This is a genomic window from Massilia horti, assembly GCF_004614195.1.
Classification (GTDB): Bacteria; Pseudomonadota; Gammaproteobacteria; order Burkholderiales; family Burkholderiaceae_D; genus Telluria; species Telluria horti.
Genome location: NZ_SPUM01000087.1, coordinates 1 through 24,090 on the forward strand (window position 1 = coordinate 1; position 24,090 = coordinate 24,090).

The 24,090-nt window shown below is 65.4% G+C and carries 23 protein-coding genes; 12 read left to right on the forward strand and 11 right to left on the reverse strand.

What is annotated here, in order from left to right; translation table 11 throughout:
* The first annotated feature begins 162 nt into the window (after positions 1 to 162).
* The 4 genes from E4O92_RS13115 (at position 163) to E4O92_RS13130 (ending at position 2,677) form a co-directional block, all read left to right on the forward strand.
* Positions 163 to 906, forward strand: coding sequence for a response regulator transcription factor (locus E4O92_RS13115; protein WP_135190224.1), 744 nt, complete (start codon positions 163 to 165; stop codon positions 904 to 906).
* A 103-nt stretch (positions 907 to 1,009) separates the two neighbouring features.
* The gene (locus E4O92_RS13120; RefSeq protein WP_135190225.1) at positions 1,010 to 1,705 is read left to right on the forward strand and encodes a TetR/AcrR family transcriptional regulator; all 696 of its coding nucleotides are present in this window, start codon (positions 1,010 to 1,012) and stop codon (positions 1,703 to 1,705) included.
* Positions 1,706 to 1,725: 20 nt separating this feature from the next.
* Positions 1,726 to 2,298 (forward strand): LOG family protein, encoded by a 573-nt coding sequence (locus E4O92_RS13125; protein ID WP_135190226.1) that lies wholly within the window; start codon positions 1,726 to 1,728, stop codon positions 2,296 to 2,298.
* A gap of 151 nt (positions 2,299 to 2,449) precedes the next feature.
* The gene (locus E4O92_RS13130; RefSeq protein ID WP_135190227.1) at positions 2,450 to 2,677 is read left to right on the forward strand and encodes a hypothetical protein; all 228 of its coding nucleotides are present in this window, start codon (positions 2,450 to 2,452) and stop codon (positions 2,675 to 2,677) included.
* Between the two features lie 135 nt (positions 2,678 to 2,812).
* Here the strand turns inward: E4O92_RS13130 and E4O92_RS13135 are convergent, their stop codons facing one another.
* The 3 genes from E4O92_RS13135 to E4O92_RS13145 form a co-directional block, all read right to left on the reverse strand.
* On the reverse strand, positions 2,813 to 3,163 hold the full coding sequence (locus tag E4O92_RS13135) for a KGG domain-containing protein (RefSeq protein WP_135190228.1): 351 nt from the start codon (positions 3,161 to 3,163) through the stop codon (positions 2,813 to 2,815).
* Positions 3,164 to 3,265: 102 nt separating this feature from the next.
* Positions 3,266 to 3,811, reverse strand: a complete 546-nt coding sequence (locus tag E4O92_RS13140; RefSeq protein WP_229483335.1) for a hemerythrin domain-containing protein — start codon at positions 3,809 to 3,811, stop codon at positions 3,266 to 3,268.
* A gap of 12 nt (positions 3,812 to 3,823) precedes the next feature.
* Positions 3,824 to 4,258: a phasin family protein gene (locus E4O92_RS13145; protein WP_167759781.1), complete on the reverse strand. Its 435-nt coding sequence runs from the start codon at positions 4,256 to 4,258 to the stop codon at positions 3,824 to 3,826.
* 242 nt (positions 4,259 to 4,500) lie between these two features.
* On the opposite strand from E4O92_RS13145, the gene purU reads away from it, so the two are divergent.
* From purU to E4O92_RS13160, 3 genes are read left to right on the forward strand one after another with little or no spacing between them, the layout of a single operon-like run.
* On the forward strand, positions 4,501 to 5,370 hold the full coding sequence (purU, locus tag E4O92_RS13150; RefSeq protein WP_135190230.1) for a formyltetrahydrofolate deformylase: 870 nt from the start codon (positions 4,501 to 4,503) through the stop codon (positions 5,368 to 5,370).
* Positions 5,371 to 5,388: 18 nt separating this feature from the next.
* Positions 5,389 to 5,931: a YaeQ family protein gene (locus E4O92_RS13155; protein WP_135190231.1), complete on the forward strand. Its 543-nt coding sequence runs from the start codon at positions 5,389 to 5,391 to the stop codon at positions 5,929 to 5,931.
* Between the two features lie 18 nt (positions 5,932 to 5,949).
* A complete protein-coding gene (locus E4O92_RS13160) occupies positions 5,950 to 6,402 on the forward strand; it encodes a copper chaperone PCu(A)C (RefSeq protein WP_206076864.1) in 453 nt (150 codons plus the stop codon).
* A 221-nt stretch (positions 6,403 to 6,623) separates the two neighbouring features.
* Here E4O92_RS13160 and E4O92_RS13165 read toward each other — a convergent pair whose 3' ends face one another.
* Positions 6,624 to 7,394, reverse strand: a complete 771-nt coding sequence (locus E4O92_RS13165; protein WP_135190233.1) for a head GIN domain-containing protein — start codon at positions 7,392 to 7,394, stop codon at positions 6,624 to 6,626.
* 243 nt (positions 7,395 to 7,637) lie between these two features.
* Between E4O92_RS13165 and E4O92_RS13170 the strand changes: the two genes are divergently transcribed.
* The gene (locus E4O92_RS13170) at positions 7,638 to 8,111 is read left to right on the forward strand and encodes a DMT family transporter (RefSeq protein WP_135190234.1); all 474 of its coding nucleotides are present in this window, start codon (positions 7,638 to 7,640) and stop codon (positions 8,109 to 8,111) included.
* Here the strand turns inward: E4O92_RS13170 and E4O92_RS13175 are convergent.
* Positions 8,089 to 9,258: an efflux RND transporter periplasmic adaptor subunit gene (locus tag E4O92_RS13175; protein WP_206076865.1), complete on the reverse strand. Its 1,170-nt coding sequence runs from the start codon at positions 9,256 to 9,258 to the stop codon at positions 8,089 to 8,091. The genes E4O92_RS13170 and E4O92_RS13175 overlap by 23 nt on opposite strands.
* The gene (locus tag E4O92_RS13180; protein WP_135190235.1) at positions 9,251 to 12,424 is read right to left on the reverse strand and encodes an efflux RND transporter permease subunit; all 3,174 of its coding nucleotides are present in this window, start codon (positions 12,422 to 12,424) and stop codon (positions 9,251 to 9,253) included. Before E4O92_RS13180 ends, E4O92_RS13175 begins: the two co-directional genes overlap by 8 nt.
* 226 nt (positions 12,425 to 12,650) lie before the next feature.
* On the opposite strand from E4O92_RS13180, the gene E4O92_RS13185 reads away from it, so the two are divergent.
* On the forward strand, positions 12,651 to 13,772 hold the full coding sequence (locus E4O92_RS13185; RefSeq protein WP_135190236.1) for a type IV pilus twitching motility protein PilT: 1,122 nt from the start codon (positions 12,651 to 12,653) through the stop codon (positions 13,770 to 13,772).
* A 176-nt stretch (positions 13,773 to 13,948) separates the two neighbouring features.
* Here the strand turns inward: E4O92_RS13185 and E4O92_RS13190 are convergent, their stop codons facing one another.
* The 5 genes from E4O92_RS13190 to E4O92_RS13210 form a co-directional block, all read right to left on the reverse strand.
* Positions 13,949 to 14,149, reverse strand: a complete 201-nt coding sequence (locus E4O92_RS13190) for a hypothetical protein (RefSeq protein ID WP_135190237.1) — start codon at positions 14,147 to 14,149, stop codon at positions 13,949 to 13,951.
* Positions 14,150 to 14,241: 92 nt separating this feature from the next.
* Entirely contained in the window at positions 14,242 to 15,516 is a 1,275-nt protein-coding gene (locus tag E4O92_RS13195; protein ID WP_135190238.1) for a c-type cytochrome, read from the reverse strand.
* A complete protein-coding gene (locus E4O92_RS13200) occupies positions 15,513 to 16,238 on the reverse strand; it encodes a c-type cytochrome (RefSeq protein WP_229483337.1) in 726 nt (241 codons plus the stop codon). The genes E4O92_RS13195 and E4O92_RS13200 overlap by 4 nt, the downstream gene beginning before the upstream one ends.
* 180 nt (positions 16,239 to 16,418) lie before the next feature.
* Positions 16,419 to 17,024 carry a 3'-5' exonuclease gene (locus tag E4O92_RS13205; protein ID WP_135190239.1) on the reverse strand — a complete coding sequence of 202 codons (606 nt, stop codon included), beginning with the start codon at positions 17,022 to 17,024 and terminating at the stop codon, positions 16,419 to 16,421.
* 5 nt (positions 17,025 to 17,029) lie between these two features.
* Positions 17,030 to 17,551, reverse strand: coding sequence for a ProQ/FINO family protein (locus tag E4O92_RS13210; protein ID WP_370660008.1), 522 nt, complete (start codon positions 17,549 to 17,551; stop codon positions 17,030 to 17,032).
* Between the two features lie 584 nt (positions 17,552 to 18,135).
* On the opposite strand from E4O92_RS13210, the gene rpoD reads away from it, so the two are divergent.
* The 3 genes from rpoD to hpnD all read left to right on the forward strand — a co-directional run bounded on the left by rpoD (position 18,136) and on the right by hpnD (position 24,060).
* Positions 18,136 to 20,781 (forward strand): RNA polymerase sigma factor RpoD, encoded by a 2,646-nt coding sequence (rpoD, locus tag E4O92_RS13215; protein ID WP_135190241.1) that lies wholly within the window; start codon positions 18,136 to 18,138, stop codon positions 20,779 to 20,781.
* A 521-nt stretch (positions 20,782 to 21,302) separates the two neighbouring features.
* Positions 21,303 to 23,171: a 1-deoxy-D-xylulose-5-phosphate synthase gene (dxs, locus tag E4O92_RS13220; protein WP_135190242.1), complete on the forward strand. Its 1,869-nt coding sequence runs from the start codon at positions 21,303 to 21,305 to the stop codon at positions 23,169 to 23,171.
* A 37-nt stretch (positions 23,172 to 23,208) separates the two neighbouring features.
* Entirely contained in the window at positions 23,209 to 24,060 is an 852-nt protein-coding gene (hpnD, locus tag E4O92_RS13225; RefSeq protein ID WP_135190243.1) for a presqualene diphosphate synthase HpnD, read from the forward strand.
* The last annotated feature ends 30 nt before the right edge of the window (positions 24,061 to 24,090 follow it).

Sequence of the window (24,090 nt, forward strand, 5' to 3'; positions counted from 1 at the left end):
GCGCGCGCAATGTCGAATTCGGCGGCGTCGGCCACGTGGCGCTCGGCAGCCATCCGGGCGTGCTGGCCGAGGTGATGGGCGAGATCGGCGCGCTCGCCCGCACCGGCGAGCCCGAGCCCGGGCCGTGATACAGTCGCGGTTTGCCGATTCCCGGGGGGCGCAGTGGCCGCACGCATTCTCATCATCGACGACGATACTGACCAAGCCGCGCAGATGGAGGCGCTGCTGCGCAATGCCGGCCACGCGGTGTGCCGCGCACGCGACCTGACCGGCGCGCTGCAGGCGGCGCGCGAGCAGGCGCCGGACCTGGTCGTGTGCGATCCCGTCCCCGTCGCTGGCCTGGCCGTGCCGCTGCGTGCGAGCGCGGCGCTGTCCGGCGTGCCGCTGCTGGCAGCTCCCGGCCCCGGCAGCGCGTCCACCGCATTGCTGGCCGCAGGCTTTGACGGTTATATCGCCAAGCCGATCGAGCCTGACAGCTTTGTGGCCGAGATCGAGGCGTTCCTGCCGCCGGCGCCAACGCTGCTGGTGGTCGATGACGACCGCTTCATGCTCGACCTGCTGGCCGACATGCTGGCGTCGACCGGTTGGCGTATCCTGCTCGCGCAATCGGGCGACGAGGCGCTGGCCCGGCTGGCCGGCAACGACGTGCAGGTCATGCTGTCCGACCAGTGCATGCCGGGCATGAGCGGGGACGAGCTGGCCGCGCATGTGCGACGCCAGTATCCGCACATTTGGCGCATCATCCTGTCCGCTCAGAAGGAGGAGGGGGCGATCGGGGCGGCATTGGCGAGCGGCGCGGCCGACCAGTACCTGGCCAAGCCATGGAACGCCGCCGCGCTGCGCGCTGCGCTGCACTCGGCGTTCCGGCAACAGCGCCTGCGCTCAGGTTCCGGACCGGCTGTTTAGCGGCGCGATACGCTGCCAGCCGCGTTGGCGGGCCGCCCCTGCCGGTGTCGCCAAAGGAGTGTTGGTGTTATGCTTGAGGATGACCAGATAACCGCCGTCATCCATGCTACAAAAAGCTCCCCGCCGAACCCGTGAACGCATCCTTGAACTGTCGCTCCGGCTGTTCAACGAATTCGGCGAGCCGAACATCACGACGACCGTCATCGCGGAAGAGATGAACATCTCGCCCGGGAACCTGTACTACCACTTCCGCAACAAGGACGACATCGTCAATTCGCTGTTCGCCCAGTTCGAGGCGGAGATCGAACGCATGCTGACCGTGCCGGCCGGGCGCCGCTCGAACATGGAAGACGTGTGGCTGTACCTGCACCTGATGTTCGAGCTGATCTGGCGCTACCGCTTTTTCTACCGCGACCTGAACGACCTGCTGTCGCGTAACCGCAAGCTCGAACTGCACTTCAAGGCCATCCTCGCCCACAAGATCAAGGTCGCGCGCCAGCTGTGCGAGGACCTGCGCAGCGAGCAGTCGCTCGAGGCCACCGACCAGCAGATCGGCGCGATGGCCACCAACATGGTGGTGGTCGCGACCTATTGGCTGTCGTATGAATACGTGCGCAATCCGCGCCGCTACAGCGAGCAGCAGGCGATCGCCGATGCGCTGGCGCGCGGCTGCTACCAGGTGCTGTCGATGCTCGGTCCCTACCTGCGCGGCGACACCCGCGTGCTGTTCGAGAAGCTGTCCGGCGAGTTCCTGAAAAAGCTCTCCGACGAAGGGCGCGGCGCCCTCGAGTTCCTGTAACGTCATTTTCCAAGGATTTCATGAAATCGATCGCAGTCTATTGCGGCGCCTCGCTGGGCGCCAAACCCCTGTACGCAGAAGGCGCGCGCCTGCTGGCGCGTGCCCTGGTCGAACATAACATCGGTCTGGTCTACGGCGGCGGCAAGGTCGGCCTGATGGGCGTGATCGCGGACGAAGTCCTGCGCCTGGGCGGCGAGGCCACCGGCGTGATTCCGCGCGCGCTGCTCGAACGCGAGGTCGGGCACGAAGGCCTGACCCGGATGTTCGTGGTCAAGGATATGCACGAGCGTAAGGCGATGATGTCGGACCTGGCCGAAGGCTTCATCGCTATGCCGGGCGGGATGGGCACGCTCGAGGAGCTGTTCGAGATGGTGACCTGGTCGCAGCTGGGCATCCATGCCAAGCCGATTGGCCTGTTCAACGTGAACGGCTTTTACGAGGGCCTGGTGTCCTTCGTGGGCCACCTGCAAGAGGAAGGTTTCGTGCGGCCGCAGCACGCGGCCATGCTGCATGTGGAGCGCGATCCCGACGTGCTGGTACGGCGCCTGGTCGATGCCGCGGTGCCGGTGCTCGATGCCGGCTTGAGGCCCTGATCCCGACGTTGTCGCGCCAAAGCGACATTGTTAGCGCAACCGTGTCTGCTATTTCTCAACCTCATCCACATTCTCTTGTGCCAAGATAACAGGTCAGTACGCCCTCGCTGGGTGCAGATGAGGACCAGACGAATGGAAAGACGGACCTGTCATGGATGTATCGACCATCCCCCTGCCGCCGGTGCGCACCGATGAGCGTCTGGTCGTGCGTGATCGGCAGACGGATGAGCCGCTGCCGAACGTGCGGTATGTAGCCCACTTGAACGATGGCCGCAGGTTCGATGGCGTCACCGACGAACATGGCTGCACGGCGCTGATCGTGAGCGACAAGGAGGAGCCGGTGTATTTCGTCTTCTTTCATGATGGCCAGTTGGACTGAGCGCACCCCGCCGGCTACTTCAGTCTGGGCGCAAAAAAACGGGCCTGAGCATGCGCCCGGCCCGCGCTGAACTGGTAGAAGGTTTTGCTTATTGGGTGACAGGGGAAAATGCCGGATGATGGCGCCAGCACGGCCTTATTCTTCCTTGCCGCCCTGGCGGCTGCCCTTGGCCGCCGCTGCAGCCGCTGCTGCGGCCCGGTGAGCCGACTGCCGGCTCTCGCCGCCTTTGCGGCCGATGTCGGCCATGTGTGCACGGTTGCGGCTGACTGCCTCGCCGCCTTTTTGTCCCGCACGGCGTGCTTCTTCCGAATCGAATTCGTGTGCCGTTCCTTTTTGGTGTGCAGCCTGGCCGCCCTTGCTGGCGATCTCGCGCTGCTGGTTCTGGTCCATCGCAGCGAAGCCGCGCTTGGCCGGAGTCTTTTGTGCGGGGCCGCCCGGACCGGCCGCGCCGGCCGCGCCTTTGCCGCTTTCCTTACCTGTCGCCATATCGATCTCCTTGTGTGCCCATGGTGTCAAAGTTGGACGCTGCGAGCGCAGCACTAATGCGCTCGTGGGTTAGAGAGGCCGCCATTTCAATAGTTCCGCCGCCTAGTTGGGCGGGCGCGGCGAGCGCCGCGAGCCGCCGTGCGGTTCGAACGTCTCGATCGAGGCGGGCGAGGACAGGTCTTCCTCCAGCTGCTCGCGGCGCGCCGTGAGCAGCAACGCGAGGGCCGCCAGGTCGATGCCCGCGGCACGTGCCGCCGCGAACATCTCGCCTTCCTCCTTGTCGATGTGGTGGGCGATTTCCTCGCCCAGCACAACCACGGTGGCGTCGAAGTGATCGTCGCCCGGGTACATCACTTCGAGCTGGCTGATCAGCTCGCGCGCGCCCGCATGCTCGACGTCGGCCTCGTCCATCATGTCGGCATCCAATTGCGCCGCGCGCAGCGCCGGATAAAAGATTTCTTCTTCCAGCATCGTGTGCAGCGTCAGCTCGTAACAGATTTCATCCACCAGCTCAGCCTTGCGTTCGTCCTCGTCCTCGATGGCGCGCAGTTCCTCGAATTGGCGCAACAGGGCGCGCACCTTCTCGTGTTCGGTCCGCAGCAGCTCGAGCGCGTCCATGGCGCTACGGCGCCGTTCGGGTCTGACCATCGGCGCCCCCTGTCAACCGGCGTTGCGCGCGGCGCTGCCGGCGGCGTTTTCGGCCGCGGTGGCCGAGGCGGAGGCGCTGCGCACCATCTGGTCGGCCATGGCGCTGGCGCTGCGGCTCGCTTCCGAAATGCTGGTCTCGGCACTCCTGGTCAAGTCCACCTGCGCGCCCGCCAGCACGCCCATGAGCTGCTGCTGGTAGGTGCGCAGGTGTTCGGTCGCCGGCTGCAGCCCGTTCATCGCCGTCGAGGTCATCTGGAACGGGTCGGAGCACTGCATCATCGAGCGCCCCATGTTCATCGAGTCTTCGATCATCTGCTGGGCCAGGTGCATGTTCAGTTCGCTCAACTTGCGCATCGAGTCGTAAGTTTTTTGCGTCAGCTCGGACAGGAAATTGACCTGTGATTCGAGGTGCCCCCTCAGGGCAGGGTTGTTCGGGTAGGCTTGCATGTTTTCCTCTAGGTAAAATTCATTGGACACCCCTTTCTGCGGCCTGCGCTCGCGAAAGAGCTTGCGATAGGACGTTGTTTGATGCCCCAAGTTCGCCGAATTTGCGGGGTACGCAGGTTCAGTCAAGTGGCAGGGGCGCCGCCTGGCGGGCGGGCCAGCCGGTGACCCGTTGGTATGAATGGATGATTTCGCCATCCCGTGCGACAATAGCCGGCTAGCCCGACCAACCACCTGAGTGATCCATGACGTATCCGGAGTACATCCTGACCCTGTCGTGCCTGGACCGGCGCGGTATCGTCCATCGCGTGTCCGGCTTTTTGGCCGAACACGGCTGCAACATCATCGATTCGGCGCAGTTCGGCGACAGCGAAACCGGCATGTTCTTCATGCGGGTGCATTTCGCGCTCGAACACGAGGCGATCGGCGACGCTGTGTTGCGCGCCGGTTTTGCCGCACTGTGCCGCGAGGCGGGGATGCAGGGCCAGCTGCACGACGCGCATAAAAAGCCGCGCGTGCTGATCATGGTCTCGAAGATCGGCCACTGCCTGAACGACCTGCTGTTTCGGTACAAGAGTGGCCTGCTGCCGGTCGAGATACCGGCGATCGTGTCGAACCACATGGATTTCTACCAGCTCGCGGCAAGCTACAACATTCCGTTCCACCACCTGCCGCTGGCCAGCGGCGCAAGCGAAGAAGCCAAGCTGGCCCAGGAGGCGCGCTTGCTGGAGCTGCTCGACACCCACCAGGTCGACCTGGTGGTGCTGGCGCGCTACATGCAAATCCTGTCGCCACAGCTGTGCGAAGCGCTCAAGGGCAGGGCGATCAACATCCACCACTCGTTCCTGCCCAGCTTCAAGGGTGCGCGTCCCTACGCACAGGCGCACCGGCGCGGCGTCAAGCTGATCGGCGCCACCGCGCACTTCGTGACCGGCGACCTGGACGAAGGGCCGATCATCGAACAGGACGTCGAACGGGTCGACCACGCGATGGAGGTCGAGGAACTGACCGCCATCGGGCGCGACGTCGAGTGCGTGGTGCTGGCGCGCGCGGTCAAGTGGTTCGTCGAGCACCGCATCCTGCAAAACGGCGACAAGACCGTCGTCTTCAAGTAACCAAGGAAAGCAGCATCAATGGCCCTCAAGGCAACCATCTACAAGGCAGACCTGCAGATCGCGGACATGGACCGCAACTACTACCAGGAACACGCGCTGACGATCGCGCGCCATCCGTCGGAAACCGACGAGCGCGTGATGATCCGCGTGCTCGCGTTCGCATTGCACGCCGACCCGGCGCTGACCTACACCAAGGACCTGTTCGACGTCGACGAGCCGGCCCTGTGGCAGAAGGACCTGACCGGCGCGATCCAAACCTGGATCGAGGTCGGCCAGCCGGACGACAAGCGCCTCATGAAAGCCTGCGGGCGCTCCGAACATGTGTTCGTGTACAGCTACAGCGCCACCAGCCACATCTGGTTCAAGCAGCTCGCCGGCAAGGTCGATCGCGCGAAAAACCTGACCATCGTGAACATCCCGTCCGAAGCAAGCCAGCAGCTGGAGAAGATGGCCAAGCGCACAATGCAGCTACAATGCACAATCCAGGACGGCCAGGTATGGCTGACCGACGGCACGGAAACGGTATTAATCGAACGCGAAATCCTCAAGGGCGGCAAGTAGGAGGCTATAATCAAAAACATGAAACCGACGAAGATTGTTGCGCTGGCTGCGGCCGCGCTGTTTTCAAGCGCCGCACTGGCCCAGGTTGTGGTGACCGACCCCTGGGTGCGCGCGACGGTGCCGGCCCAAAAGGTCTCGGGTGCCTTCATGCAGTTGCGCTCGCCTACCGACGCGCGCGTGGTGGGCGTGCGCTCGCCGGTGGCGGGCAACGCCGAGCTGCACAAGATGGAGATGCAGGGGCAGTCGATGAAGATGCGCGCCGTGGACGCGATCGACCTGCCTGCCGGGCAGACCGTGACCCTGGGACCGGGCGGCTACCACGTGATGCTGTTCGACCTGAAGCAGCAGCTCAAGGAAGGCGAGACGGTACCGCTCACGCTGGTGGTGGAAGACCGCCAGCACAAGCGGCAGGAGGTGCAAGTCGAGGCGCCGGTCAAGCCGCTGGGATACGTTGCGCCGGGGGGGCGCTAGTAGTACTGAACCGTAGGGTGTGCAGCTTTGCTGCGCACGCGGATTGCGAGCACCGCCAACGGTTCAGCCGACAGGCTCCCGAGACGTGATCGCCGAGCGCATGCGCACACGGTTCGCGAGCGCCGCGTAACGAAGCTGCAACCGCAGGTCAGCACGCGGTGACCGCGTGCGCAGCAAAGCTGCACACCCTACGGTGTACGCTGGCGCCTGCGTTTTTCCTTTTACCGCGGCGCGTCGCCGAGCCGCTTCACATCCCCCGACCCCGCCACCGACCTGCTCAGCGCCGGATCGCCGTAGTACTTGATGTCGCCCGATCCGGCGATTTTCACCGCCAGCGTCTTGGTCGCCCACGCCGTGGTGTCGCCCGAACCGGCTACCTTGACGCTGACGTCTTCCGCCTTCACCCGGCCCACGTCCACATTGCCCGATCCGGCAATCTTCACCGACACTTGCCGTGCGTTGCCGCTGCCGGTCACTAGCGCGCCGCTGCCACCCAGGTTGATCACCAGCGCGTCAGTGTCCACGCCCTTGACACTGATGTTGCCCGAGCCGCCGATGTGAAGGTCCAACTTGGGCGCGCGCAGCGCGTCCGCACTGACCGAGCCCGAACCGGCCACGTTGAGACGGTCGATCGTGCGCGCCTGCACCACGATCCTGAGCGTGCGCGTGTTCAGGTTCAGGTTGCGCCGCGACGGGCGGATCTTCAGCATGCCGTCCTCGACCACCGTTTCCACCAGCGGCTGCAGGTTGTCGTCGGTCTCGACGGTCACGCTTTCCGAATTCCCGATGCGCAGCTCGACATTGCCCGGCACGTCCAGCGACAGGCCCTGGAAGTGGCCGACCTCGCGCGCTTGCGTGATCACGCGGCCGCTGCCCTGGACTTTTTCGCCCCAAAACGAGAACGCCAGCGCTTGCGGCACCGGCGCGGCGAGGGCGACGGCGCAGGCGGCCAGCAGCAGGCTGCGGCGTCGTTGGGTGAAAGTATTGTTCATGTTGTTCTCCCCTGTACGAAATGAATGGATCAGCAAGTGCTGGTAGCAACATCTTAGCCAAAGCGATCCCGGCAGTGCCGCCAAATTGCGACAAATTGCAGCAATGGCGCGCCAGGATGCGCATTGGCGGGGTTGTTTGGTGCTGCCTGTTTCATTTGCCTTCCTGCATCATTGTGCTGCTTGTACTACAATCCTCCACTTTTTTTGGGTGAAAGCTCGGTTCTGCCGAGCCAAGAAAGTGCAATGAATCTGGTTTTGTTGTTGATGGCGTTTTGTGTGGGTGTCGCGTTTTCGGTGCAGGCAGCGGTGAACAGCCAGCTGGCCATGGCGATCGGCGCCAACTCGGTAGGTGCGGCGCTGGTGTCGTTTTTGTGTGGGACGGTGGTGCTGGCGGCGGTGGCGACCGCGCGCGGCGGTGTGGGCGAGGCCGTCTCGGCAGCGTTCAGCCAGCCGTTCTGGAAGCTGTGCGGTGGTTTTCTCGGCGCGTCGTTCGTGTTTGGTACGGTTTTCCTGGCCCCACGCATCGGCATGCTCAATTTGGTGGTGCTGGTGATCGCCGGCCAGCTCCTCATGTCGATGGCCATCGATAACTTCGGCCTGGTCAGCATGGCCGTGCGCAAGGTGTCGGGCTTGCGCATGCTGGGGGCGCTGGTGATGGTGGGCGGCGTCGCGCTGACCCTGTTCGGCGACCGGATCAGCGCCGCGCTGTCGCGCTGACCGGCGTTTGCCCGCCGGCGATGCGCACCGGCTGGTTGTCGACCAGCGAGTCAGGCGGATTGACGATGATCTCGTCGCCCGGACTGACCCCGCTTACTACCTCGATCTCGGTCCCGAAGTCGCGTCCCGGCTGGATCGGGCGCAGCCTGGCGCGGTTGTCCGCGCCGACGGTGGCGACGAACAGTCCGCTCCCGCGAAAAATGAACGCACTGGACGGAATCCGCGGTGTTCCCGATACGCCCGGCAGGCTGAAGTGGACATCTGCATAGGAACCAGGCAGCAGTTCACCCTGCGCATTGTCGACCTGTAGCTCGGTTTGCAGGGTGCGCGTGGCCGGGTCGAGCGCGTCGGCCGTGCGCACCACGGTGGCGGGCCAGCGGCCAGGCTTGTCGGCAAACTGCATTTCGCCCATCAGGCCCGGCTGCATGCTGCGGGCGAACGGCTGCGGCACCTGCACATAGATGCGCAGCCGGCGCGCATCGGCGATGCTGAACAGCGGCGCATTACTGGTGATGAGGTGGCCGATATCGGTGCTGCGCGCCGTGATCGTGCCGTCGAACGGCGCCACCACGCGCTGGAAGTCGCGCAGGTCGCGCAGCCGCAGCAGGTTGGCCCTGGCCGACGCGGTGAGCGCGTGCTTAGCCGCGAAGTCGCCCGCCTTTTCGTCGGCGTCCTGGCGCGAGACGGCCTGGGTCGCCAGCAGGCTGCGCCAGCGCTCGTTGGTGGTGTGGGCCAGGCGCTCGTTGGCCTCGGCGGTGGCCAGGTCTGCCTGCGCCTGCCTCAGCTCCTGGTCCACTTCCGGCGTGTCGATCTCGGCCAGCAGCTGTCCTTCCCTTACCCTGGCGCCGATGTCGACGTACCAGCGTTTGAGATAACCAGTGGTGCGCGCATAGACCGGCGCGTCGGCATACGCCTGCACGGTCCCCGGCAGCACCAGGTTATCGCCGCCGGTGCCGGCACGCACCCGGGTCACGGCGACCAGCGTCACGCCGGTCTCTTGCGCCCGCTTTTCCAATGCGGCGCGCGCGTGCAGCCGGACCGCGATGCCCCATGCGGCAATCACGGCAAACAGCAGCACCAATGCGGCGAGGAGCCGCTTGAGTCCCTTCGGCACATGCTTTGCACTCGTCTGCGCCGGGTTATCCACGGGCGTCTCCCGCGCCGCCGCGGCGCTTGGCGCGCCAGCCGTGGATGATGGCGAACACGGCGGGGACGAACAGCAGCGTGGACACGGTGGCGAACAGCAGCCCGCCGATGACGGCGCGGCCGAGCGGCGCGTTTTGTTCGCCGCCTTCGCCCAGGCCCAGCGCGAGCGGGAACATCCCGATGATCATCGCCAGCGCCGTCATCAGCACGGGCCGAAAGCGCGTGTAGCCGGCGCTGTGGGCGGCAGTGACGGGGTCAATGCCGTGCTCCATGCGCTCGCGCGCAAAGCTCACCAGCAGGATGCTGTTGGCGGTGGCCACACCCATGCACATGATGGCGCCGGTCAGCGCCGGCACGCTGATCGGCGTGCCGGTTGCGAACAGCATCCAGACGATGCCGGCCAGCGCCGCCGGCAGCACGGTAATGATAATCAAGGGATCGAGCCAGGACTGGAAGTTCACCACGATCAGCAGGTAGATCAGCACCACCGCGGCCGCGAGCCCCAGCTGCAGGCCGGTGAACGAGGCGTTCATCGTCTCGACCTGGCCACGCACCACCAGCTCGCTGCCGCGCGGCAGGCCCTTGCGCGACTGGTCGACCACCTGCTGCACCGCGTTTGCCACCGAACCCAGGTCGCTGTCCTCGACCCGGGCGAAGAGGTCGATGGTCGGCTTGACGTTGTAGTGGCTGATCACCGCCGGCCCGACGCCGCGCGACACGGTGGACAGGTTGGCCAGCAGTTGCGAGGTGCCCGAGCCGGGATCAAGGGAGGTGATCGGCGTCGAGCGCAGGTCCTGCAGCGTGGTCAGCCGATACTGCGGGGCCTGGACCGCGACGTTGTACTGCACGCCGGTCTTGGGATCGGCCCAGAAGCTGGGCGAAGTCTGGAAGCTGCCGGACAGCGAGACCAGCAAGTCGGTCGCCACGTCGCGCTGGGTCAGCCCCACTTCGGCCGCCTTGCTGCGGTTGACCTCGACGTCCAGCTCGGGGTAGTCGAGCGCCTGCTGGATGCGCAGGTCGGCCAGTCCCGGTATCTTGCGCAGCTGCTGGTACAGCCGGTTCGCGAACGCGCGGTTCGCCTCTTGGTCGAAGCCGACCACCTGCACGTCGATCGGGGAGGGCAGGCCGAAGTTCAGGATCTGGGTCACGATGTCGGCCGGCAGGAAGGCGAAGGTCACCGAGGGAAAGGACTCGTTCAGTTTGCGGCGCAGCAGGCGTTCGTAGTCGTGCGTGCTGTGGTGGTCAGCGCTCAGCGAGATCAGGACGTCCGCGTCGCCCGGCCCGACCGGCGCTGAATTACTGGAGGCGAGGTTGATCGCACTGTTCGGCAGGCCGATGTTGTCGACCATGTTGGCCAGTTCGTTGGCGGGAATGACCTGGCGGATCACTCGCTCGACCCGGTCGCACAGCGCGGCGGTTTCTTCGATCCGGGTGCCGGTGGGCGCGCGCAGGTGCAGCTTGATCTGGCCGGCGTCCACCGACGGGAAAAAGTCGCGCCCGAGCCAGGGCAGCAGCAGGAACGAGAGCGCCACAAAGCCGAGAAAGGCAAGCACGAAGCCCCGGCGCCACGCCAGCACCAGTCCCAGCGTGTTCTGATAGCGATCGCGCAGCGATTCGAAGCCGTGTCCGATGCGCTCTTGAGCCCGCGCGAACACGTTCCCGCGCGGCGCAGCCTGCTCCTGCGGCTTGTGCGCGCGCAGCCAGTATTTGGCGAGCGTTGGCACCAGCGTGCGCGACAGCCCGTACGACGCGAGCATGGCGAAGATCACGGCTTCGGCCATCGGCACGAACAAAAAGCGCGGCACGCCCTTCAGGAAGAACATCGGCACGAACACGATGCAGATCGCCAGCGTCGCCACCAGCGCCGGCACAGCGATCTGCTGCGCGCCGTCCAGGATCGCCTGCTCGACCTCCTTGCCCTGTTCCAGGTTCCAGTTGATGTTCTCAATCGCGACCGTCGCGTCGTCGACCAGCACCCCGACCGCCAGCGCCAGGCCGCCCAGCGTCATCAGGTTGATGGTCTCGCCCAGCGCCGACAGGCAGATGAGCGAGACCAGCACCGACAGCGGAATCGAGATCGTGATGATCAGGGCGCTGCGCCAGGACGCCAGGAGCAGCAGGATCATGAGCCCGGTGAGGGCGGCGGCGATAGTCGCCTCGCGCACCAGGCTGCTCACCGCGGCGCGCACGAACAGCGACTGGTCGCCGGTGGTGGTGATGTTCAGCGCCGGCGGCATGCTGGCCCGGATGCCTGGCAGCAGCCGATGGATGCTGTCGACCACGTCGAGGGTGGACGCGGTGCCGGTCTTGACCACGCTCATCAGCACCGCGCGCTGGCCGTTCACGCGCACCATGTTGGTCTGGGGCGCCGATCCGTCGTGCACATGCGCCACGTCGCGCACAAAAGTGATGGCGTTGCCGCTGGAGCGCACCGGCAGATTGTTCAGTTCCTCGATCTGGAGCGGGCTCGAATTGAGCTTGATGTTGTATTCGAAGTCGCCAATTTTCTGGGTCCCGGCCGGCACGATCAGGTTCTGCGCATTGATCGCGGCCACCACGTCCTGCGCCGACAGGTTCCTGGCGCGCAGGGCTGGCGGATCCAGGTCGACCTGGACCTGGCGCTGGCGGCCGCCGTACGGAAACGGCAGCGAGGCGCCCTGCACGGTCGAGAGGGCCGTGCGGATGAAGGTGTTCCCAAGGTCGAACATCTGCGCCTCGGACAGCTCGCCGCTGGTCAGCGCGAGCTGGAGGATGGGTACGCTCGACGCGTTATACGTGATGATGATCGGCGGGTTGGTGCCGGGAGGCGTAAAGCGCAGCTGGGTCTGCGAGATTCCGGTGATCTGCGACAGGGCGAGGTCGAGGTTGACGTTGGGCCGGAAGTAGTACTTCACCAGCGCCGTGCCGGACAGGTTTTGCGACTCCGTGCGCTCGACGTCATTGACCACCGTTTGCGCGCCGCGCTCCGAGAACGAGACGATGCGGTTGGCCATGTCTTCCGGCGGCAGGCCGGTGTAGGTCCAGATCACGTTGACGATCGGGATCCGGATCTCGGGAAAGATATCGGTCGCGGTGCGCAGGATGGCGAAGGTGCCAGCCAACACGATCAGCAGCGCAAGCACGATGAACGTGTACGGCCGGCGCAGCGCAACCCGAACAATCCACATGGCCTTTCTCCTGGCCCGGCTGGCGGGCCGAACCGGCATCACTCAGGCTGGCCCTCGCGCCATCCGTCAGGGTATTGTAGTTTTTTGCGCGAGTTCGACGCGTGCTTCACGCGCGGTGGGCCGGGACTGCTGGCCGATGCAGAGCAAAAATTATCTTGCGGATATGCAATTTTAGGCGATGCAGGTCTTATAATGCTGACATCAATCGCTCATCGCCAGAGAACAGATGGAATATCACCAGTCCTCGCAGATCCGTACCCTGTCGTACATCGAAAATGAAGACCACCCGGTGTTTGGCACCCTGGTCGAGCAGATCCTGCACCTGCTCAATTCGCGGCTGGTGTTCTCGGACATCATCATCCACCAGAACAGTCCGCTCATGCTGCGCCAGCCGAAGGGGCTGGTGGCGGTGACCGATTCGCCGATCACCAAGGAAGAACTGGAAGAATTCTTCGACGTCATCGAGCCGAACTGGGCCGAGCGCATCGCCCTGCGCGCGTTCGACCGTTCGATCGACCTGCACACCGCGCGCATCCGCGCCAACTGCTTCAGCTTCCAGGGCAAGAAGCGGCTCGGTTGCGTGATCCGGCGCTTTCCCAAGGAGCCGCTGCCGCTGGCCGACCTGGGGCTGCACCCGGACGAGCAAGACTTCGCGCGCCTGACCAGCGGGCTGGTGCTGATCCTCGGCGACACCTGCCACGGCAAGTCGACCACGATCGCGTCGATGATCGATGAGATCAACAAACACCGCTCGGGCCACATCATCACGATCGAAGACCCGGTCGAGACCCTGATCCCGCAGCGCATGTCGATCATCACCCAGCGCGAGGTGGGCGAGGACGGCGACGTTGAAAGCTACTACCGCGGCGCGCTGGACGCGCTGCGCGAGCGGCCGGACGTGATCGTGATCGGCGAAATCCGCGACGCCCAGACCGCGCAGGAGGCGCTGGCGCTGGCCGAGTCGGGGCCGCTGGTGCTGGCCTCGCTGCACGCGCGCTCGACCGAGCTTGGCTTGCAGAAGATGCTGCGCCTGCTTGGTAATTCGGAGGCGCAGGCGCAAGCCCTGGCGCACGCGCTGCGCGGGGTGCTGTGCCAGGCGCTGCTCCCATCGCTGGAAGGTAACCGCTACCACCTGGCCACCGAGTGCCTGACGCCGAGCCCGGCGGTGATGCGTATGCTCGAGGCGGGCGATATCGGGGCGATCCGCGCGCACATGAATAGCGGGCGCGATGCGGGTTGCCATACCATGAATCAGATGCTCGAATCGTTGCTGGCGGCGCACAAGGTCAGCGTGGACGATGCGCGCAATGCGTCGACCGACCGGGTCGGGTTTGCGGAGATGGTGTGAAGCGGTTGCGTTCGCTGCAAGCGGGACGGTAAAAGTCAACGCCAACACTGCGCGAATGTCCGCGTGCGCACGGGTGCGCACCCTACGGCACCTGCCGAAGCCATTGTAGGGTGCGCACCTGTGCGCACGCGGAACTTTGATCTGTGGCGGCGCCGCCGCAAATCGGACCGGCTCCGTTATCGGTTGCCTTTCTTTGAGGACTGCTTGCTTGCGCCGTGATGCGCGGACTGCTTGGTCTCCCCATGCTGCGCGCGCTGCTTGTTCACGATCCGCGCCGCGACTTCTTTCTCGCGGCCGGGGTAGCGATGTTCCTTCTCGAACTTGTTTTCCAGTTCCTTGTACTCGCGTTCACGTTTGGGGCTGGCTCCTGTTGGCATGGCAGTCTCCTTGTTCCAACTGAGAAAAGCCAAGCTTAGTCCTTCGCACCGCGCGGATTCCGTTAAACAACGCACGGTCCGCAATCATCTGCTCAGCCTTCCGGCACGTCCCGGTAACGGTTGACCTGCGTCGCCGACACAGCGCCGGCCTGGTGGCCCCAACTGGTGCGCAGATAGGTGACCACCGCCGCCACTTCGTCGTCATTCATCAGATGCCGATACGGCGGCATGCCATACGGCCGCGGATTGCCTTGCGTGCCGGGCGGAAAACCGCCGTTGAGCACCATGCGGATCGCGTTCACCGGCGAGTCCATCGCCAGCGCGCGGTTGCCGGCCAGCGGCGGGTAGCTTGGCGCCGCGCCCTTGCCATCGTCACCGTGGCAATCGGCGCAGTGCTGGCGGTACAGCTTGTGTCCGCGCTCGGCGACCTGTTTCGTGTTGTCGTCAAGCGGCGCCGGGCGCCGGGCGGCCGGCGCGGCGGGCAATGATTTCAGGTAGTCCGCCATCGCCGCCACGTCGTCGTCCGACAGGTGCTGCAGGCTGCGCGACACCACCTCGGCCATCGGCCCGAACACGGCCGCGCGCGGCGACACACCGGTCTTGAGCAACTGGACCAAATGCGCCTTTTCCCAATCGTCCAGGCCCGCTGGCGCGCCGGACGTGAGCGGCGGCGCGTACCAGCCGAGCATCGGTATCGTGCCGCCCGCCAGTTGCCCTTCGGTCGCGCCCAGCCCGTTGCGGCTGCTGTGGCAGGCGCTGCAGTGGCCGAGCCCCTCGACCAGGTAGGCGCCACGGTTCCACGCCGCATCGCGCCGCGTGTCGGGCGCATGCACGCCCGGCTTGAAGTACAGCAGCCGCCAGCCGGCCAGCATCACCTGCTGGTTGTACGGAAAGCGCAGCGCGTGCGGCCGGTTTTGCTGCCGGTGCGCGGGCAGGCTGCGCAGGTAGGCGAACAGGGCGTCGGCGTCCTCGCGCGTGACCCGGGTGTAGTTGGGGTAGGGGAAGGCAGGGTAGAGCAGGCGGCCGTCGCGCGACTTGCCGTTGTGCAGCGCGCGCCAGAAATCGTCCGCATTCCATTGGCCGATGCCGGTGTCCGGATCCGGCGTGATGTTCGGTGCGTACACCCGGCCAAAGGGCGTGTCGAGCGCCCGTCCGCCGGCGTAGGCGACGCCGCCGCGTTCGGTGTGGCAGGCCATGCAGTCGCCGGCGCGGGCCAGGTAGGCGCCGCGCGCGATGTTATCGGGCGTGATGGCGAATGCCTGCGGCGAGGTTGCAGCCACAAACTGTTCGCGTGGCCAGGCAACCAGCAGCAGGGCGAGCAGGAGGGCGGCAGCGGCCGCGAGCGGGTACAGGAGCGCTTTTTTCATGGCTGGTCCGGGAAGCTGCCGCAGGACAGGGGGAGCGGGCGGGCAATGGTGTCAAGGGGGCGCGGGTCGGCCGGCATCGGCTGGGATGCGATCCAGTTCGAGATTGCCGACACGTCGGCCAGGCTCAGGCGCGCGGAGATTGCCGCCATGCAGTCGGGAGCGTGGGCGCGGCGCTGCTGATTGCGCCAGGCGCCGAACTGGGCGTTGATGTAGTCGCGCGGCAGGCCGGCCAGGCCCGGAATCGTCGGCAGGACGCCGGTCAGCTTCTCGCCATGGCAGGCAATGCAGGCTGGCACCTTGAGGCTCGGATCGCCGCGCGTGACCAACTGGCGGCCGCGATCGAGCACGGCTTGCGGCACGCTGGCTGGCGCCGGGGCCGGCGCGGGCAAATGCTCGGCAGCAAAGTAACCCGCGATCTCGTGCAGGTAGGCATCCGGCAGGTGGCTGACCATGTAGTTCATCATCGGGTACTGGCGCCTCCCGTCGCGGAAATTGACGAGCTGGTTGTACAGGTAGCCGGCCGGCTTGCCGGAGATGCGCGGGAAGTACTGGTCGTTGATGGCGACGCCCTGCGCATCCTTACGTGCGTGGCACGCGGTGCAGGCGACCAGGCGTTGGGCGAGGGTATCGGGTACAGCTTGTGGGCCGGCGCTGGCGGACAGGGTGGCGGCGCAGCTGAGTGCGAACAACGCGATACGGTGGAACTTTACGAAAAGCGGCATGGATGATTTCGAAAGTAAGTTCAACTCGAAATCATAACTTGTTCTGTTGGAAATTGTTCGTAGGGTGCTCAGGGGCGCCGAGGACCAGCTTTGTAGGGTGCGCACCTGTGCGCACGCGGTACGTTCGAATGCCGTTGGCTCCTGCACACGCACGTACCGCGTGCGCACGGGGTGCGCACCCTACGACGCCTCCGATACGCCGTGTGACTCGAGCCAATGGCGATAGATGCGCAGCGCCACATGCGCATCGTCAGCCGCGTACAGGATCTGCTTTTCGGTCAGCTTTGGCAGCGACCAGTTGGTGGTGGTGATGCGTTTGGATTTTTGCAGGTGCCGGCCAAAAAAGCGCGCCACCGCGGCTTTCGCGCCCACGGTGTTGCGCTCGCCTCGGCGCAGCGCGCGCGACAGGTCAAGCACGTTTTGCGGTTCGATGCCGAGCTTGGCGCGAATCCGCTTGAGGTCGTCGGACAGCCCGAACCCGACCTTCAAGATCTGCTGCGATTCGAGCACGGTCCTGAGCACCTCCAGCCCGGGCACGGCCTGCCGCATGGCGCCGATCTGGAACAGGTAGGCCAGTTCGTCGGTCGCGAGCTGCACCAGGTGCGGCCCGGTCGACACCTCACCTTTGGCAAAGGTCGGCTTCGATTCGGTGTCGAAGCCCAGCACGTCGGCCGCGGAAAGGGCGGCCAGCGCGCTGGCCGCCTCGATTTCGGTGGTGACGATGCGTACGTCGGCCAGCAGGATGCCGTCGTAGGGCGGCAGCTCCGGTGCCGGCGCCGATGGCATCGGGCTCAGTTGCGCGAGAACTTGGATGCCAGCTGCTGCAGCTTTTGCTGGCGCACGCGTGCGGCTTCCTCGGCGGCGGCGGCCTCGCGCTCGGCCTTCTTGCGTTCGGCTTCCTTCTTGAAACGCTGCTGCAGCATTTCCTTGGCGTGCTTGCGGTGGGTGTCGGTCACCTCGGCGCCGGGGTTGCCGTCCAGGTCGTAGCGCACGGTCGCTTTTTCCATCGCGCGCAGGTAGCGCAGCGAGCCGGTGTGGATGCCCAGGGCGGCGCGCATGGTCTTGCGGTCCAGGCCCGGCATGCGCGCGAGCAGTTGCTTGTCGATGCCGATCGCCAGCGGCAGGCAGTTGCCGAAGGCCGGATACTGTTGCTGCAATTGCTTGAGCAGCGCGCGTGCCGACAGCGGCTGGACGGTGCCCGCAGGCGCCGGCGTTTGCGCAGCGTTTGCGGCCTCGGCAGGGGCCTGGTCGGGATTGGCGACGGGAATGTCGGCGGACTCAACGACAGAACTGGTGGTATTCATTGACTTCATAGTAAGAACAGGAACCCGAAGGATAGCATGGCGGCCCGCTCAACGTGTGCGTGTAAAGGCTTGACATGTTGTTTTGCCATGGTTGTGACCGAAACTCGCCAGCAGGCACGGCAGGCGCGGCGCCGAGAAATCGTGTATGATCCGCCCCTTGCCTTGCGTACGGCTTGCGCCTGCGCAGATGGGCGGAAGGGTGGAAAGCCAGGAGATTACCCCTACTATGCGCGATGCTTATATCCAGTATTGGATATTTGAATTATCGCCAACACTTGCTTTGGGGTATTATCCGGCCTGTCTCCTCTATTCTTCCTTTGAAAAATAGATTCAAGCCCGTTTTCATCCGACGGGCTTTTTTTCGTTCCGACATGCACACCGCGATTTCAATGCCAGACCGTCCCATTTCTGCCAGCCGCCTGCGCCTCGATGCGCGGCCGAGCCAGACCAGGAGCCCCGGCGCTTGATTTCCGGCCAGTCTGCCCCTAGCTAGGGCCACTTGTCATCCCCCAAACCCACGGAGCCCGACTCGCCGGCTCAGGTGGATTTTTGACTTCGCAGGCGCGCAACTCGCCTCGATTGGAGAGTTATTTATGAAAAACACCGCCAAGACATTGACACTGACAGCGAAGAAGGCGCCGGCAAAAAGCGCCGCCGCGCTGACGGTGCCGAAAACTGCGACCGCCTACTATCTCGAGACGGAAGCTGCGGCAAAGGTGACGGTGGTCAAGAGGGGTTCGCGCCTGGCGGCCTTGAAGGCGCAGGCGGAACAGCAGTCCGAACCGGCTGGGCAGGCGACGGTGGAAACGGCCGCCGAACCGGCAGCGCCGGTACAGCAGGCCGCGCCGGGTGAGGCTCATACCGAGGCCCAGGCGCCCCAGGCTGAGTCGCCGGCGGAGGAAATTGTAGCTGCAAACCCGACAAGCGTGGCGCCCGCTCCGGTAATCGTGCGCAAGCGTGTGTCGAAACTGGCGGCGTTGAAAGCAGAGCAAGAGCAGCAGGCGCCGGCGGCGCCGGAACCGGTCGCACAGGCAGAAGCGGCAGCGCCGGTCGCGCGCGTGGTGCGCACCCGCACCGCGGCGCGCCGCATCGAGCCGCAAGTGCCTGTCGCGGCGACCGCGGCCGGCGCCGTCAGCAAGACCACCGATGCCGCCGTGCTCGCTTCGATCGATACCTCGGGCTACCAGCTGCCGGGCGTGAAAGTGCCGGGCCGCCGCGGCCGCAAGCCGAGCGAGTTCGTGCCCGAGAATGATGAGATCGCGGCGCTGAACGCGGTCGAGCGCGCCGAACTGAAGGCGGTGTCGAAGGCGCGCGAGCGCAAGGCCAAGGGCCTGCCGGGCGTGCTGGGCAGCGAGACCGGCTTTTCGGAAGCGGAGCTGGAAAAGCGCCGCCAGCAGCTCAAGAGCCTGATCAACATGGGCAAGGAGCGCGGCTACCTGACCCATGCCGAGATCAATGACCACCTGCCGGAAAACATCATCGATCCGGAAGCGATCGAGGGCATCATCCAGACCTTCAACGACATGGGCATCGCGGTCTACGAGCGCGCCCCGGCCGAGGAAATGATGCTGCTGTCGGACAACGTGGTCACGGCGACCAGCGAGGACGAGGTCGAGGCCGCCGCCGCAACCGCGCTCTCGACCGTCGATTCCGACTTCGGCCGCACCACCGACCCGGTGCGTATGTACATGCGCGAGATGGGCGCGGTATCGCTGCTCACCCGCGAAGGCGAGATCGAGATTGCCAAGCGCATCGAGGAAGGCCTGAAAGACATGGTGCAGGCGATCTCGGCCTGCCCGACCACGATCTCCGAGATTATCGCGCTGTCGCACAAGATCGCGAACGACGAGATGAAGATCGACGACGTGGTGGACGGCCTGATCGATCCGGACGAAGCTTCGGCGGCGCCGGCCAGCCCGGCAGCGGCGGCTGACGAGGACGAGATTGATGACATCGAGGACGTCGAGGAAGGGGAAGAAGGCGACGCCGGCGGCGGCGCGGCCGGCTACTCGGCCGAGCAGCTGGCGCAGCTCAAGAAAGGTTCGCTCGACAAGTTCGGCGTGATCGAAAAGCAGTTCGACCTGATGGGCCACGCGTTCAAGACCGACGGCTACGGTTCGCCGGCCTACGAGAAGGCGCAGGAAATCATCTCGAACGAACTGCTGGGCATCCGCTTCACCGCCAAGGTGGTCGAGAAGCTGTGCGACACGCTGCGCGGCCAGATGGACGAAGTGCGCTCGATCGAGCGCGCGGTGCTGGACATCTGCGTGAACCGCTGCGGCATGCCGCGCGCGCACTTCATCAAGGTCTTCCCTGGCAACGAGACCGACCTGGAATGGGGCGACCGCGAAGTGGACTGCGCGTATCCGTACAGCGCAGTGCTGAGCCGTAACCTGCCGGCGATCAAGGAGCTGCAGCAGCGCATGATCGACCTGCAGGCACGCGTGGCGCTGCCGCTGGCCGACCTGCGCAAGATCAACCGCCAGATGTCGGCCGGCGAAAAGCGCGCCCGCCACGCCAAGCGCGAAATGACGGTGGCCAACCTGCGCCTGGTGATCTCGATCGCGAAGAAGTACATCAACCGCGGCCTGCAGTTCCTCGACCTGATCCAGGAGGGCAACATCGGCCTGCTGAAGGCGGTGGACAAGTTCGAATACCGTCGCGGCTACAAGTTCTCGACCTATGCAACGTGGTGGATCCGCCAGGCGATCACGCGCTCGATCGCGGACATGGCGCGCACTATCCGCGTGCCGGTGCACATGATCGAGACGATCAACAAGATGAACCGCATCTCGCGCCAGATCATGCAGGAAACCGGCAGCGAGCCGGACATGGCGACGCTGGCAGCGAAGATGGACATGCCGGAATCGAAGGTGCGCGAGATCATGAAGATCGCGAAAGAGCCGATCTCGATGGAAACGCCGATGGGCGAGGACGGCGATTCGCAGCTGGGCGACTTCATCGAGGACAACACGACGCTGGCGCCGCTGGATGCCGCGCTGCACGCGTCGATGCGCAACGTGATCAAGGAAGTGCTGGACTCGCTGACCCCGCGCGAAGCGAAGGTGTTGCGCATGCGTTACGGCGTCGAGATGTCGAACGACCACACGCTGGAAGAAGTGGGCAAGCAGTTCGACGTGACGCGCGAGCGCATCCGCCAGATCGAAGCCAAGGCCATGAGCAAACTGCGCCAGCCTTCGCGTTCGGACAAGCTCAAGACCTTCCTGCAGAACCAGTAAGGCGCGCGACCCCGACAAAAAAACTCCCCGGACCGGAAACGGCCGGGGAGTTTTTTTTAGGCTATGTCACCGGTAAGTATGGGCTCACGCGCGCCGTAGGGTGCGCACCTGTGCGCACGCGGTACGTGTGTGTACCGGAGCCAACGGCGTGCAACTGTACCGCGTGCGCACTGGTGCGCACCCTACGCCTTAGCTAAGCACGGTTCCACACTTAATGGGGACATAGCTTTTTTTATGCGCTGTCACCGTTCTTCGTCGTTCCCGCCTGCGCGGGAACGACGGTTTTTTCGCGCATCGCCTGTGCCGGCGAGGCGTTTGCATGATGTCATGCCGGCCGGACTTGGTGCGCGCACGCTTGGACGGGTCATGTTCTCCATCTTGGCTTGATCGTTCTAGAATGCTGTAAATTGAGGCAGTCAGCCATCCGTTGCGAATCAAGGTGCCTGCAAATAAGGCCCGGATACAACAGTCGCTGGCGCTGATGCGCACTCGCGGACGAATCCGCGCGGAGGTGGGCGCACATGACACTACTACAGGCAATCAATGATCCGGCCGAACTTCGCCGGCTCAAGCCGGAGCAGTTGAATTTGCTGGCAGAGGAGTTGCGCCAGTTCCTGCTCGAGTCGGTCTCGCGCAGTGGCGGGCACTTGTCGTCGAACCTGGGCACGGTGGAACTGACGATCGCGCTGCATTACGTGTTCGATACGCCGCGCGACCGGCTGGTCTGGGATGTGGGACACCAGACCTACGGCCACAAGGTGCTGACCGGGCGGCGCGAGCGCATGCACACGCTGCGCCAGTGGCAGGGCATCTCGGGCTTTCCGCGACGCTCGGAAAGCCCGTACGACACGTTCGGCACGGCGCACTCGTCGACCTCGATTTCGGCGGCGCTGGGCATGGCCCGGGCGGCCAGGCTCAAGGGCGAAAACTGGCGCACGATCGCGGTGATCGGCGACGGCGCGATGAGCGCCGGCATGGCGTTCGAAGCGTTGAACAATGCGGGAGTGCAGCAGGACGTCAACCTGCTGGTGATCCTGAACGACAACGACATGTCGATCTCGCCGCCGGTCGGCGCGCTCAACCGCTACCTGGCGCGCTTGATGTCCGGGCGCTTTTATGCCGCCGCCAAGGACGTCGGCAATTCGATGCTGCCCGGCCCTGTGCGCGCGCTGGCGCGGCGCCTGACCGAGCACGCCAAGGGCTTCGTGGTGCCGCCGGCGACCATGTTCGAGGAGTTTGGATTTAACTACGTCGGCCCGATCGACGGCCACGATCTCGACTCGCTGATCCCGACGCTGGAGAACCTGCGCGAGCTCAAGGGCCCGCAGTTCCTGCATGTGGTGACCAGGAAGGGCCAGGGCTACAAGCTGGCCGAGGCCGATCCCATCCTGTACCACGGCACCGGCAAGTTCGATCCGGCCGAAGGCATCCTGCCGGCCGTGGCCAAGACCACTTACACCGAGGTATTCGGCAACTGGCTGTGCGACATGGCGGCGATCGACGAGCGCCTGGTCGGTATTACGCCAGCGATGCGCGAAGGCTCGGGCCTGGTGCGCTTCGAGCAGATGTTCCCGGAGCGCTATTTCGACGTCGGCATCGCCGAGCAGCATGCGGTGACCTTCGGGGCCGGGCTCGCCACCGAGGGGATGAAGCCGGTGGTGGCGATCTATTCCACCTTTTTGCAGCGCGCCTACGACCAGTTGATCCACGACGTGGCGCTGCAGAACCTGGACGTGACGTTTGCGCTCGACCGTGCCGGGCTGGTGGGCGCGGATGGCGCGACCCACGCGGGCAATTACGACATCGCGTTCGTGCGCTGCATTCCGAACATGGTGCTGATGGCGGCCTCGGACGAAAACGAATGCCGCCGCATGCTCACCACCGCCTACCGCTATCCGGGGCCGGCGGCGGTGCGCTATCCGCGTGGCGCGGGTCCCGGCGTGGCGATCGAGCCGGCCCTTTCCACGGTTCCGTTCGGCAAGGGCGAGATCAGGCGCCAGGGCAAGGGTCTGGCGATCCTGGCGTTCGGCCCGATGGTTGCGCCCAGCGTGGCGGCGGGGGCCGAACTGGGGGCGACCGTGGCGAACATGCGCTTTATCAAGCCGCTCGACGTCGAGCTGGTGACGCAGCTCGCACGCGAGCACGACCAGCTGGTTACAGTGGAAGAGGGCAGCGTGATGGGCGGTGCCGGGGCGGCCGTGGCCGAAGCGCTGGCCGCGGCCGGGATCGTCAAGCCGCTGCTGATGCTCGGCCTGCCCGACGTGTTCATCCAGCATGGCGACCCGGCCCTGCTGCTGTCTTCCGTGGGCCTGGACGCCAAGGGCATTGCGGCCTCGATCCGCCGCTGCTTCGGCGCCGCCGAGCCGCGCCTGGTCGTCAACAACAGCTAGATTGAAACCGCTCACCACAAACAGCAAGGTGGTTGCGATGTGTTCCGACACCCTTATCTCGCCTGACACCGTTCCCGCTGCCGCGCATCCGGCGTCCCGCAGCTCGTTCTACGTGGCGATGCGCGTGCTGCCCGCGGCGCAGCGCGCGGCGATGTTCGGCATTTACGCGTTTTGCCGCGCAGTCGACGACATCGCCGACAGCGACGCGCCAGCGCGCGAACGGCGCGCCGGCCTCGAAAGGTGGCGGCGCGCCGTCGACGCCTGCTACGACGGGCAAGACCTGGCCAGGCTCCCGGACCTGCGGCGGCATATCGAGGCGTTTGGCCTGGCGCGCGCCGACTTCCATTCGGTCATCGACGGCATGATGATGGACGCGGGAACCAGCGCCCTGTGCGCGCCGGATGCCGCCACCCTCGACCTGTATTGCGACCGGGTGGCAAGCAGCGTGGGGCGGCTGTCGGTGCGCGTGTTCGGCATGGAGCGCGACGATGGCCTCGCGCTTGCGCATCACCTGGGCCGCGCGCTGCAGCTGACGAACATCCTGCGCGACATCGATGACGATGCGGAGAATGGCCGCATGTACCTGCCGCGCGAGGCGTTGCAGGATGCCGGAGTTGAACTTGGCAGTACTGCTTCAATCGCGGCCCATCCAGCATTGCCGCGCGCCTGTGACGGCGTCGCTGCGCAAGCGCACGCGCATTTTGACCAGGCCGAGGCCATCGCCCGCCGCAGCCGGGCGCGGGCGGTGCGCGCGCCGCGCATCATGAGTGCGGCGTACCAGGCGCTGCTCGCGCGGCTGGCAGCACGCGGCTGGAATTATCCGCGCCAGCCGGTAACGGTACCCACGCTGCAGCGTGCCGCAATCCTGCTGCGCCACGCCTTCCTCTGACTAGCCGGCGCCTGCCGCGCCTGAACGATC

Coding starts and splice junctions, on each gene's coding strand:
- E4O92_RS13170 (WP_135190234.1), top strand. CDS start 7,638: ATGAATCTGGTTTTGTTGTTGATGGCGTTTTGTGTGGGTGTCGCGTTT.
- E4O92_RS13120 (WP_135190225.1), top strand. CDS start 1,010: ATGCTACAAAAAGCTCCCCGCCGAACCCGTGAACGCATCCTTGAACTG.
- E4O92_RS13185 (WP_135190236.1), top strand. CDS start 12,651: ATGGAATATCACCAGTCCTCGCAGATCCGTACCCTGTCGTACATCGAA.
- purU (WP_135190230.1), top strand. CDS start 4,501: ATGACGTATCCGGAGTACATCCTGACCCTGTCGTGCCTGGACCGGCGC.
- E4O92_RS13210 (WP_370660008.1), bottom strand. CDS start 17,551: ATGAAGTCAATGAATACCACCAGTTCTGTCGTTGAGTCCGCCGACATT.
- E4O92_RS13200 (WP_229483337.1), bottom strand. CDS start 16,238: ATGCCGCTTTTCGTAAAGTTCCACCGTATCGCGTTGTTCGCACTCAGC.
- E4O92_RS13180 (WP_135190235.1), bottom strand. CDS start 12,424: ATGTGGATTGTTCGGGTTGCGCTGCGCCGGCCGTACACGTTCATCGTG.
- E4O92_RS13160 (WP_206076864.1), top strand. CDS start 5,950: ATGAAACCGACGAAGATTGTTGCGCTGGCTGCGGCCGCGCTGTTTTCA.
- E4O92_RS13145 (WP_167759781.1), bottom strand. CDS start 4,258: ATGCAAGCCTACCCGAACAACCCTGCCCTGAGGGGGCACCTCGAATCA.
- E4O92_RS13205 (WP_135190239.1), bottom strand. CDS start 17,024: ATGCCATCGGCGCCGGCACCGGAGCTGCCGCCCTACGACGGCATCCTG.
- E4O92_RS13130 (WP_135190227.1), top strand. CDS start 2,450: ATGGATGTATCGACCATCCCCCTGCCGCCGGTGCGCACCGATGAGCGT.
- E4O92_RS13190 (WP_135190237.1), bottom strand. CDS start 14,149: ATGCCAACAGGAGCCAGCCCCAAACGTGAACGCGAGTACAAGGAACTG.
- E4O92_RS13140 (WP_229483335.1), bottom strand. CDS start 3,811: ATGGTCAGACCCGAACGGCGCCGTAGCGCCATGGACGCGCTCGAGCTG.
- E4O92_RS13125 (WP_135190226.1), top strand. CDS start 1,726: ATGAAATCGATCGCAGTCTATTGCGGCGCCTCGCTGGGCGCCAAACCC.
- E4O92_RS13165 (WP_135190233.1), bottom strand. CDS start 7,394: ATGAACAATACTTTCACCCAACGACGCCGCAGCCTGCTGCTGGCCGCC.
- E4O92_RS13155 (WP_135190231.1), top strand. CDS start 5,389: ATGGCCCTCAAGGCAACCATCTACAAGGCAGACCTGCAGATCGCGGAC.
- E4O92_RS13135 (WP_135190228.1), bottom strand. CDS start 3,163: ATGGCGACAGGTAAGGAAAGCGGCAAAGGCGCGGCCGGCGCGGCCGGT.
- E4O92_RS13195 (WP_135190238.1), bottom strand. CDS start 15,516: ATGAAAAAAGCGCTCCTGTACCCGCTCGCGGCCGCTGCCGCCCTCCTG.
- dxs (WP_135190242.1), top strand. CDS start 21,303: ATGACACTACTACAGGCAATCAATGATCCGGCCGAACTTCGCCGGCTC.
- hpnD (WP_135190243.1), top strand. CDS start 23,209: ATGTGTTCCGACACCCTTATCTCGCCTGACACCGTTCCCGCTGCCGCG.
- rpoD (WP_135190241.1), top strand. CDS start 18,136: ATGAAAAACACCGCCAAGACATTGACACTGACAGCGAAGAAGGCGCCG.